Below are 12115 nucleotides of genomic sequence, written 5' to 3' on the forward strand. Positions count from 1 at the left end.
ATTTCCGGGATTTTTTTTCGATGGAAAAACCGGCAGGTTGGAAAGTTCCCGGATTTCCGGTCTTGCGTCTTTTCCCCAAAGCTGTATATTTGAGCGGCGGGGCGAATTTTTAAGATGATAAGCAACCGGCCAGCCCGCCACTTCCTTTAAAACATAACCTGACGATGCGAATTTCATGTTTATTGGCCGCTATGGCCACGCTCACGGCTGCTACCGCCATGGGCCAGACGATGGTAGCCCGCCATGGGTTCGACACGGTTTCCGTTCCCACCACCGCCGGCATCGCCGGAAAGGCTTTGGATCTCAGCAGCGCCGCCGCCACCAGGCGCCCCGTTACTTTCCCATATGCCCTCGGGCCGCATGCAGGATCGTATAGCGTACAGGTTTGGGTGAAAACGGGAGAAGGCCCGTCGAGGTACACATTCCTCGAAGCAACGGCTGGCGGGAACGGCTGGCAGCTCGGTATCCAGGAAAACGGCGCATGGTTCTGGGAATTACAGCAGGGCAAAACGACGTATCGCTATCAACCCACCCCGCAACGCCAGCAAATCCGCGACAAACGCTGGCATCAGCTCACCTTCTGCCATCATGTCGAAAAACAGGAAGCCACCCTTTATTTCGACGGCCGGCAGGTAGCCATTTACAACATAGAAGGAATTTCCAAAGCCACCGCCGCCGATACTTTGTTTGCCGGCGGGCGCCCACAGGGCGACCGTAGCGAATGGAACACATTCCCCGGGCAACTGGACGAAGTAACCTTGTTCGACGGTGTGCTTTCTCCCGCAAGCGTAGCGGCTTCCTGGCGCAGGCATTTCCCGCTGTCGCCCGAAAAGAGCCTACCAGCAGGGAAACAGCTGACCGTCATGAACTTCAACATCTGGCACGGCGGCAATGAAACCGGGAAAGACGCAGGGCCTGCGCGGGTGGTGGACATCATCCGTCAATCCGGCGCCGACATCGTTTCCATGCAGGAAACCTACGGTTCGGGGGAAAAGATCGCCGATGCGCTGGGATATTATTTCTACCTCCGCAGCAGCAACCTGAGCATCATGAGCCGTTTCCCGATAGACTCTACATTGCCAGGCTCCCGTTCGTTCTTCAACGGCGGCGCATTGGTCCGGCTGAACGAAAAGTCGAAAGTGGCCTTCATCACCAACTGGCTCAGCTATCCTTTCGATTATTGGGCCATGCTGGAAAAAGGGGAGAAGCTGGAACTGGATACGCTCGTCGCCGGAATGAAAACCCATAACGCCGCGCAACTCACCGCCACGCTCGACAAACTTTCACCTGTCATTCAACGGGCAAACGAAGTACCCGTCATTTTCTGCGGCGATCTCAACAGCGGTTCGCACCTGGATTACGTCGAAAAGACGAAGCATTTGAACGGTGGACTGGTAGTGCCTTTCCCGCAAAGTATCTATATGGCGGAAGCGGGGTTCACGGACAGCTACCGGAAAGTGCATCCCGATCCGTTGAAAGACCGCGGCACCACCTGGAGCCCTGAGTTCCCTTCGGCATTCAAAGACCGGATCGATTATATTTATTACAAAGGCAGCAAGCTCCATCCCGTAAAATCGTTCCTCATCGATCGCCACCCGGTAAAATATCCATCCGATCATGCGGCGCTGATCACCGTATTCGACTGGAAGCCTTAACTATGGCCATATCCCGCGTACCCGCGCCACTTCGAGCGAAGTGACGGTGACGTTATTGCCCCAGAACCGGAACCCTTCCGTGTTCCCGGCATCGGCTTTCCGTTCCGCAGACCAGGAGAACGCCCCGCCGTCCACGAACACTTCCACCGAAGAGCGGTCTAGCCAGATTTCGGCTGTAAGCTCCATGCTGGTGGGGTTTTGCGGAGAATAGAACATCCCGTTGAGCAGGTTGAAGTTCATGTCGTAACCGATGAGCCGCTGGCCGGAAAGGCTGAGCCCCGCGTCGGTAGCGTGGGAGAGGCGGAGGGTAGTTTTGATGTAGAGTTTATCGTCGCCGCTGAAATCCGCCAGCCGGCGGTTGGCCTCGTCTGTGGAGAGCTGCGCCCATTTTTGGGATGAACTATGGAGCTGTGATACTTCCCTGACCGGATAACTGAATAGCCGCGGCCCGTCTTTCGTATTGCGCAAAGTCAGTTCTGTGGGCAGCAGCATCATGTTATTGAAAGGCATGCCTTGCTGGGGGATGCGACCCCAACCGATCTGGATGCGCCGGCCGTCGCTGGCGGGAATGTTGTTGAAAGTCTGTGCCGCGTAAATGGAACCGGCGGAGAAGTAATATTTCCCATGCTCGGGTGTGAACGTTTTCCCGTCGAATTGCCCGATCATATAGGTGTTGGACGCGCCGTACATCACCCATTTACGGTTGTTGGGATCGCCGTCCACAGGCAGTTCGAACAGATCGGGGCATTCCCAGAAGCCGGTCACGTGGCTTTGGTAGTCCCATTTCTTCAGGTCGTGGGAAGTGTAGATCGAATGGCCGTCGCGCTCGTTAAGCACCATCACCCAATGTTTCGACGGGGCGTACCAGAACACGCGGGGATCGCGGGTATCTTTGCTGTTCCATTTTTCCTTCGAATCGATCACGGGGTTGCCGGCGTATTTGGTCCAGCTGCGGCCTTTATCCAGACTGTACGCTACGCATTGCACCTGGCGGTCGGGGCTGTCTGCCGTGTACAGCGCCACCATCGCTGGTTTGCCGGGTTTTCCGAAGCCGGAAGTATTGTCGAAGTCGATGACCGCCGAGCCGGAGAACATCGTCCCGGTTTTGTCGGGATGCAGGGCTACGGGGAGCTCTTCCCAGTGGATCATGTCGCGGCTGACGGCGTGGCCCCACGACATGTTCTCCCATTCCCGTTCGTATGGATTATGCTGGTAGAAAAGATGGTATTCCCCTTCATAAAATACCATGCCGTTGGGGTCGTTGATCCATCCGCGCCGGGTGGAGAAGTGGTACTGCGGACGGCGGTGCTCCCGGTAGAGGGAGTCCTGTCCCGCAATGCGGTCATCCTGGTAAATCATCCCTAATCCTTCCTTCCCGCCTTCGAATTCCACCCGCAGCTTTTTCCCTTTCCAGGCGCCTGCGTCCACGAATACCCAGTAATCCGGTGCGGCGCTCAGGCGGATGCGGAAATGACGGTCTTCCACACCGTTCACCCTGAACGTCATCACAGTCCGTTCCGACTGGTGCGATACGGGCAGGTTGATGTACCGTTTGGTAACTGTGAAAGTAGTGTCTGCGGCGGAGGCGCTGAACCCGGCGCCAAGGGCCGCCAGGAGCAATAGTGGGATCGTTTTCATGCGGAATGATGTTATGAAATGGACAGGTTTCCAAAGATAATCATCCTCCGGCCGAAAAGAAACCCTTCGGGAAGTAAAGCCGTGAAAACAGCAAAACCCGCTGCGTGAGCGGGTTTTGCCAGTTGTAAAGCCTCGAAAACTATCGTTTCAGTTCAAACGGAACGCTTCCCACGATCATGATCTTTTTGATGGGAACGCCTTGCCCTTTGGTAATGATCTCTTCGGGAGACGCATAATAATTCACGTCTGCCAGGTATTGCGGCGCTACGCGTTTCACATGTTCGATGAAATCGGTCCCTGTGCCGTTGGTGCCCACGATCGGGATGATGTTGGCGCCATCGGGCGGATCGGTCTTGCCCTTGTAGTATTTGAAAGTAATGGTGGAATCGAAATTGTCCGGCCACCTCACCTGTACGGTGGGCGCAAAGTTGGGGTTCGGAATGGACTGCCTGGGGAAGATGATGGTGTTCTGCGCGTCCGGGCCGGGCACGGAAAACTCGATTTCGCCGTCAGTGGGCAGGTTCTGGCATTGTACGCCGATGTTCAGCACGCCACCGTTTTCTGCACCGTAAATGGTCGCGTAGTTTTCGATGGTGGGCTGCGTGGCGTCTACTTCTATCGTGTTTTTCCAGCCAACGTTGGGATGCGTCAGGATGAAGTTGGCCATGTCGTTCACCGTGCCGATGCTGTACAGGTCGGGCGGCTCCAGCTGGTCGTCGCCGTTCTTCACCCACGCCACCAGGCAATAGTGGTTGTCTTGCCGCGGAGGCGTCCATTTGAACGGCTCGATCGTGGCGGCCAGCCCCTGCGCCTGCGCCACTACCTGCGCGGCGTTGATGGGCACGTTGGTGCCTTCGGTATGCATGATGGTATCCATCTTCCAGTTCTGCGGCCACAACACGATGCTGGTATCCACATAATACAGGTAGATCGTGGAAGTGATGCCCACCAGTTCCGTATTGATTCCACGGGCATATACGAAGTTGATTTGCAACGGCGTCTGGTTGTCGCCATCGGGCAGGCCCTTGTTGTAATTGTCCATATCCAGCAGCGACTGCGGATCTTTCAGCGGCACCGTCCCGGAAATACAGATGTCGGGCGATTGCGTCCAGCTGGGGCCTTTCGCGTTGTCGGGCGTTTCGCCAACGTAGTCCCTGATAAATAGTCCTTGGTATCCCATAAGAAAAAATTTAAGGATTAGGAATTGATTTGAAACACTTGTGCAATATTGTTGCTGTTTACACAGGCAAGGTAAATGGAGGAGGCATCCGGCAACATCGTGATACCCATCGGGTAGCGGATGTCGCGCTCCCAGGTGAGCGTTTGCACGATACGGAGCGAATTGGTGCTCACCACCCTGATGCCGGTAATGTCAGCGTCGGTGATGAACAGCCGGCTGCCGTCCGGCGAAATGCATAAACGCTGCAGGTTGATCACCGTGCCGTAGGAGTCGGGATATTTGTATTCCCGCATCTCCTGTTTGGCGATGTCGATCAGCACGAAACTGGTCATCATATTGGTTTGCGCCAGGATGTACAGCGTTCCGTTGTCTGGAGATACCACCATGGATTTCGCGATGCTGGTGATCGTGTAGATTTTGCTGGATGGCTGATAAATGCCGTTGGCATCCCGGTTGATCGTGTAGATTTTACCTGCGAACGCGTCCAGCACAAATACCACCGAGGCGTCCGGTGAATTGGCCAGCAGGATGGTGTTGGATTTAATGGTGGATACGAACAGGTTGTTGTCGGAAACCACCGTGTAGACGTTCGAATTCACATCGCAGGCGTACGTCACCAGCGCATGCTGCCCCGTGGCTTCCTTTACGACCAGGAACATATAATCGCCGGCGGCAGACATGGAAATATTAATCGGTTGCCGGGTAACGCCGCCCGTACCTGTGGGGATGGGGATCTTCAGTTGCGAAGCGAACGTAGTGGCATCCAGCACTTCCACCGAATCGTCGGCACTGGCGATGAGGAAGAGCTTTTTAACGGGTATCTGCGGCGAGAACACGCAACCGATCACATCGGTGGTGTTCATTTTGTTCACCACGGCGCCGGTAGCTACGTTGTACACGGACAGCCCTTTGGAATAAGTACCCTTGCCGATCGTGATCAGCGCATTGTGCCAGGACACGACGGATTTGTTGTCGTTGCTGATCTCCACATCTGTCGGCAGATTGCCCACATTCACCGGCGCGTTCTGCATCTGGTAATTGATGAGCTTGATCACCGTGAGGGATTTGTCGGTGCTGCTGGCGGCAAACACCATGGCGTCGTCGAGCGAGAGGAAATCCCCGCCGGACTGTTCACCGTAGGTATGCCGGCTTCCAGGATTTTGCAGTTGGAAACCCCTCCGCCGCAGCTCACCAGCGTCACGGTGTTGCTGCCGGAGTTGGTGACGAACGCATACGCCCGGCTGGTGTCCGTATCTATGCCCATGGGCAGGTTGCCGAGCGGCAGCTCCTGGCGCAACGACGAGCCTCTGTCGTCGTGATGCACCGCGATGAGCTTGTTGCTGCCCTTGCATACCACGAGCAGCGTATCGCCCGTGGGGTCGCCCACGGCCACGTCCACCGGCTGTGGTTCCAGGTCGGAAATATTGCGGATGAAATTGAAACTGTCGTCCAACGAACTGTACCCCACCACGGAAACGTTATTGCTGCCCGCATTGGCCACATACACCAGCGCGCCGGTTGGGTCGGTAGCCAATCCCATGGCGGAAATCCCTACCGGAACATCGTTTTTCACGGAGAAAACGGTGTCGCTCAGTTTTTCGATCACGATCAGGTGCCCCTGCTGATCTTCGCTATCGTTGCAGGTCACGAAAACGTAATCTTCGTCTGGCCCTACTGCGATGTGGGAGGGAACATTGTCGAGCGGTACGGTGCAGACGATGCTGAAAGAATAGGACGCGGTACTGTCGTTATACGTCACCCCGATCACGGTAAGCGTGCCGTTGTCTTCCACGGAAAAAAGATATTTACCATTGGTGGAAAACAGGATGTCTATCGGTTTTCCGCCTACATTGATGGGATCGGTGTAACGGTCGTAGGTCAGCGAATTGAGGATTTCGACGCTGTTGGCCGACTGGTTGATGGCTGCCACGAATTGCGCGTCGGGGGAGGCTACGACCTGTTTCGGGATGAAGTCGACGGTCACGTTCCGCGGCTCCTGGTCAAACGCCTGGATCAGCACGCTGCGTTGCAGTTCGTACAGTTTCGCGGAGTTTTTCGGGACGATGGACCACATCCCCGGGTTTTTCACGGATTTGTACAGCGTGCCTGATTTGTCGACCGGCTCTTTGGTATTGTCGCGGACGTTGACGAGGTACACGGGATCGTTGGTGTCCACGTCCCAGTAAAACTTCACGTCGTGCGGGAAATCTTTTTTATAGATCGCCGTAGGCGTTGCGATGAATGAATTGATTTCGGGTAGCACGTTCGCCGTCACCGTTTTCATCACCGTGTTCCCCGGTCCTCCGGCGCCATTGGCCACCAGCGTGATGTCGGTGGTTTCGGTGAGGAGGGCTTTGTAGCTTGTCACCTTCGTCACGTCTTCGTAGAATGGCATCAGCGTCAGCAGCTTGAAGTTTTTGGCCGTCCAGCTCACCGTCACTTCCGCCACACCGTTCTGCACGATGGCAGGGTTGGGCGAAATCGTGAGGTTGTCTATCGCCACGTGCGGGATTTTGTTCAGCACGATGTAATAAGACCCGTCGTTATACCCGGGCACGTCCTGGTATTGCACGAACATGAGCGTGGGCCCGGGCTCGAAGGTGGTCACGATCTGGTCGATGTCGAACTGCACGACCGATTTCGTGCCGGTACCGATAATGGCCTGCCCGTCTGGCGGCACCATGAGCCAGCAGGGGTTTTGCTGGTCGGCGTTCTGGGTGATCTTCCAGTTGCTGGCGTTCTGCCCTTGCCGTACCCTGATCTTCGCCGCAGACGCGGGCGTCGTCAACGCGCCATACCCCGGCCAATCGGCGGCGTACACGAACGATACGGTGAACACCGTTTTAGGCCCGGCTTTCACGACGGCCGGCGTAGGCCCGGGCTTGAAGATGAAGGAAATGCTGTTCATCACCGGATCATACCCGTCGATACTGTTGAAAATATCGCTGGCAGAATTGAGCTCGCAGCCGATGGCGGAATTGAGGTCTTTCTGCCCGTCGGGCGCATTTTGCAGCAGTACCTTGAAGAACGATACCTGCGGGAGTTTACCGCTGGACGCGGGGCTTACCCTGAAACAGCTCACGTTCAGACTGGCGTTGGGCGCCGCCGGCGGATTGCTCATCGTTAATCCGTTGATGGCAATGTTGATCGCATCGCCCGCACCACTGCCCAGCGTAATGTTTTTCGTGGGCGTCATGCAGATGAGGTTACCGTCCGGGTACAGTTCGAACTGCCAGTCGGCCGCCACGCAGGTCAGCGCCCCGAATTCGGCGGATGTAAGCTGCAGCGCGCTGAGGTCGAGGTACAGGATCGACCCCGTGGCCTTGGGTGCATCGCTTTTCGGAACGAGCTCGCCCGGCGTGAAAGTAGCATCACCGGTATTGAAGGTGATGGAGAGCGTGAGCTTGTTCACCGCCGGGTCTGTGGTAATGTATATCGTATTGGCGGCCGACGGGTTCCCGATCTCGAAAGACAGCTGCGGCAATGTGCCCTGCGATGCTTCTGAGGCATGCGTCAGCTGCGGCAGTTTGTTTTGTAATGTTTCCATATGCGTGTATTAAATGTTTTGGAATACAGTTTATTGGATGATGGACAGCAGCGATGCGTCGGTGCCGTTGTTGACGCCCGTTACATCCATAAAATCGACATACACCTGCACCTGTCCGCTGTTTTCGGCAACGAACGCTTTGGTGATGTTGAACGTGATCTCCGCGCCGGGCGCCAGTTCGGTATCTGCCGAAGGCGTGCAGGCCCAGTAGTTCCCGTATTGCAGGTTGTTGAGGCATTTGAACGTCCAGCTGGTGCGGGCGATCGCGATGTCCGGTACTTTGTCGTCACCGATCAGCTGGCCGAAATGGAGATAGAAAACGGCGCCGGTATTGGGGTCGCCTTCGGGTAGCAACTGGCCGGCTTTGAAAGTGATGTCCGTAGGCTTGCGGTTTTTTACGGTAAGGATGAAGTCATTGTCCTGCCCCGGCACGGCCACCGGTTGGCCCAGCGGGTTCTGCAGCGTGAAACTGAGCAACTGCGGATTGAGTCGCAGCCAGCCTTCCCGGATGGCCTGTGGCGTGTAGGCGGCGATGGCTTCGCTGGTCGTGAAGCTGATATCGGGGACCACGGCCCAGACGGGCTTGTCGGCCACGAGCGTTTCTTCCACCCAGCTCCATTGATAACCTTCTTCCGCGGGCAGCGGCAGGTTGAAGCCGGTAATGCCCTGCAGCACAGGCGTGGTAAGGAAAGTCATTTCGAGGGTGCTGACGATATCGGTGTATTCGTCGGGCGGTATCTCGATGGTCATCACGGGCTGAATGCCGCTGGTGGCGTAAATAGAGGCCCTGGGGTCTACCAGCATGAGGACTTTCACCGCGTCCTGCATCACGTTGGCCGGGTCGGGCGCATCGATTTTCGGGGAAACGTTCACCAGCAAGTTGGTGGCCGCCGGCTTCACGACGCCATTGGTGCCGGTGGCGGCTTCGCTGTAGAAGGATGAAAAATCGTATCCCTCCGTTCCCTGTTTGAAATAGCCGATCAAACCATCGTCAATATTGTCCAGGTCGCCGAGGATGACGGGGAACTGCACGCCGGTGAAACCGTTGTCTTCCGGCTCCAGCGTATACCAGCTTTGGTTGGCCGCCGGACTGCCCGCCGCTTCCAGCCGCAACATGGCCTGGGTAATGGCTACCGGCCGGCCGATCAGCACGGCCAGGTCGTTGTTTTGCGCGTAGCTGGAAGGGTTCACGAAATTATGCATGGAATCCACCGCCGTCCAGAAGTCGAGGAAGAAGGCGGGCGTACTGGTGGCAAGACTTTCCGCGAAAGCCGCAAAAACGGAATTCTGGTAAGCAAAAACGGAAGCTACCGACTGGTTGATGGTCTTGTTGTCGCCCGGGGCAGATTGCCAGAGGATGGTGGTGTGGTCGCCGTCGAGGAACATGGTGCCGAGGGCGTGGCCCTGCTGGTCGTAGAAAAACAGGCTGGCGTCGAGGTGATTGGGCATGACCCAGCCGCAAATGGGTGTGGTGGCGGGATGTACGGTCATTTCCTGGGATTGGTCGCCATCGGCAGACAGCCACCGGAAGATCAGCCGCGAGGGTTGGGAAATCCGCGGGGGCAGGAACGCCGTTTCCGGGATTTGTTTGCCATTGTACCAGCTGATCATGGAATTGGCGTAGCACTGGTCGGAAATCTGGATTTCGCGCTTGTTGCCGTACACGTCTACTGCGGTGAGCCGCGCGTTGAGGTACCCCGCGCGGATGGGGTTATAAAATCCGTTCGGTTCGGGCGATACGCTGTAGAAATCCCCGACGATGTCGCTCACGCTTTCGGTCAGTGGCGCGTAGGGGTTGTTGTCCGGCACCTTGACGTTCAGTTGCAGGTCCTGGTCCTGCATGATGAGCGAATTCCCGAACCCGTTGATGGAAAAGGTAACATACTTGCCCGTTCCGAGGTCGTCCAGGATGGTTTGCAGGGTTTTGTCGGTGTGGTCTTCCAGGTATTCCGCCAGTTGTTTGGCAAAGCTGTCGGCCGCGCTGAGCGTGAGGATGGCGGAGCCGCTGTAGCCTTCCCGGTTATGGGCGATGAACTGCGTGGGGTCGGAAGGGCCTTTATATGTGATAAAACCGCCGGCGTTCTGGTCTACGTCGTAATTGTTGCTGAAGAAGTTGGCGCTGTACTGCTGGAGGTTTTCTCCCTGCATCGTAGGCTGTAACGGCGAAAAATCCGCTTCCCAGATCACCATGATCGGGTTCCAGGGATTGCCGTTCCACCAGCGCACGGCTTTGGGCGCCGGCAGCAGGCCGGTAAAGGTATAGGTGGATTGGGACGCACCATCCAGCGCAGCCTGTAAACTGTCTTGCAAAACGTTGGCAGCGATGCCGGTGAGGCTGGATACGATGTTGGTGTTCAGCAGGCAGCTTTCTTCGATGAGGCTGTTGAAAACGGCGGATTGCGGTAAGTTGTTCGGCCCGGGCAGGTCGATGGCGTTGAACTGCGCCGCCGTGATGGTGATGTTATTGACAACGATGGATGAAAGCAGTTGATCGTTGATCCGGCAAATCAGGTACCCGTCTGCATCTACGCTGGCGGTAACGCTGAAGCGCGCCGTGCCGGCGAACTCCGGCGCAGTAAGCAAGAGCACCGGTTCGTTCGGCTGCCAGTACCTGCTGGCCGGGGTTTCCTTCAGTTCGAGCTGCGGCTTGATCCTGCGTTCCTCGTTGAGCGCGCCGAGCTGATCGTTGACCAGTTTGAGCTGTGCGTCGAGCTCGTTTTTCAGGGAAGTGAGTTTCGGGAAAATAGCGTCTTCGTAATAGCCGATCTGCGCGCGGATGATGGCGTCCAGCTCGTTTTTGGTGCCATCGTCATCGGCTTTCATCAACCGGTACCAGTTCCCGAACAGCGTACCTTTGAAATGGGTGTCGTAATCGGTGTAGTAATCGTATTGCTGCTGGACGATGTTCAGCTGGTTCAGGGAAATGCCCATCTGTAGCGGGAGATCGGTGGCCGGCGTGTCGTTCCCCGGGTCGTTGATATCGTCTTCGTCCGGTTTTTGGACGATGAGGTAGGTGATGCCGGCATCCGATGGATTGAACTGTTTGCCGTGCAGCAGTTCCTGCAGCAGCGAAAGCTGCCCTGGCTCCGGTTCCTTGAAAATCGGCAGGATGCCCGTCTGGAAAGCGTTCAGCAGGTCTTCGAAGAAATCGATATCCGGATGCAGCCGTTTTTTGAAGTAGGCGGAAAATGTTTCCGATGGATTGTTGCCGATGGTAACCGCTGCGGGAATAGGCCCCTGGTTGGGACTGTCCACGATATAACTCGTCTTGACGTTCCAGGTGATGGCTTCCGTCAAACCGCTGTAAAACGAATACACCGGCGTTGCGTCACTGTCTTTGAACGTCCACCCATAGGCCGTTTGCAACTGGTCTTTCGTTTTGCCGCCGTTCAGCGGATCGTTGACAGGCTGGCTGTACCAGCCGGTTACCTGGTACATCACATCGATGGGGCCATCGAGTTTATCCATATCGTCGTAAAAGCCGAAGATGTTCCTGGAGTTCGGGTAGAAGGCCGCGAAACACGTATCGCCGTTCGCAACGGCGCTCAGGTCCTGCCCCGTGAGGTCTTTGAACCTGTTGGGATCGGCAGGTTCGTTCCAGCTGGTGGTGAACAGCGCGGAGATGCCCGTGTACCGGTAGTTTTGTTCCTTGTCGCTGAGGGTTTTTACCGGCAGGGTCACCACGGCATCGGTCGGGTGAACGCCGGCGTCGTACAGGCCGTCGCTTTCGATGATCCAGGAAGTGCGGGAAGGTACGCCGCTGGTGATGATGATGCGGCTCAGCAGCCATCGGTTGGGCGTAACGGCAAAATTGGTTTGATTGGCCGCCGGGTCATAGTTGCCCCTGGTGAGGGCTTCGGGGAGCGCCCAGTGCAGGTGGACCCCTTTTTTCAACTGGTCGAGCGGCGCGTCGGTGAGCTTTCTCACCACGTTGGAGCCCAGGAAGGCATCGTAAATGCCGGTCTGGTTGATGAACGTGGTGGTAGCGCCCGCGAAGGTGCTGGTACCGTTTGCGTCTTCCTGGTCCTTGATTCCTACGCACAATGCGGTGATATCCACCGGTACGATCAGTCCGTTATCTGCTTGAGGCATACG

The 12115-nt window shown here is 56.5% G+C and carries 6 protein-coding genes; 1 reads left to right on the forward strand and 5 read right to left on the reverse strand.

Features of this window, described 5'->3' with window-relative positions; genetic code table 11:
• Positions 1–164 precede the first annotated feature (164 nt).
• Entirely contained in the window at positions 165–1655 is a 1491-nt protein-coding gene (locus WJU22_RS12965) for a LamG-like jellyroll fold domain-containing protein (RefSeq protein ID WP_341843657.1), read from the forward strand.
• On the opposite strand, the gene WJU22_RS12970 is transcribed toward WJU22_RS12965, so the two are convergent.
• From WJU22_RS12970 to WJU22_RS12990, 5 genes are all read right to left on the reverse strand, one after another.
• The gene (locus tag WJU22_RS12970) at positions 1656–3293 is read right to left on the reverse strand and encodes a glycoside hydrolase family 32 protein (protein ID WP_341843658.1); all 1638 of its coding nucleotides are present in this window, start codon (positions 3291–3293) and stop codon (positions 1656–1658) included.
• A gap of 139 nt (positions 3294–3432) precedes the next feature.
• On the reverse strand, positions 3433–4473 hold the full coding sequence (locus tag WJU22_RS12975; RefSeq protein ID WP_341843659.1) for a hypothetical protein: 1041 nt from the start codon (positions 4471–4473) through the stop codon (positions 3433–3435).
• 17 nt (positions 4474–4490) lie between these two features.
• Complete coding sequence (locus WJU22_RS12980; RefSeq protein ID WP_341843660.1) at positions 4491–5567, reverse strand: hypothetical protein; 1077 nt, start codon at positions 5565–5567, stop codon at positions 4491–4493.
• On the reverse strand, positions 5525–8020 hold the full coding sequence (locus WJU22_RS12985; RefSeq protein WP_341843661.1) for a YncE family protein: 2496 nt from the start codon (positions 8018–8020) through the stop codon (positions 5525–5527). Before WJU22_RS12985 ends, WJU22_RS12980 begins: the two co-directional genes overlap by 43 nt.
• Before the next feature lie 30 nt (positions 8021–8050).
• Positions 8051–12112 carry a hypothetical protein gene (locus tag WJU22_RS12990; RefSeq protein WP_341843662.1) on the reverse strand — a complete coding sequence of 1354 codons (4062 nt, stop codon included), beginning with the start codon at positions 12110–12112 and terminating at the stop codon, positions 8051–8053.
• Between the last annotated feature and the right edge of the window lie 3 nt (positions 12113–12115).

Source organism: Chitinophaga caseinilytica (genome assembly GCF_038396765.1).
GTDB classification, from domain to species: Bacteria; Bacteroidota; Bacteroidia; order Chitinophagales; family Chitinophagaceae; genus Chitinophaga; species Chitinophaga caseinilytica.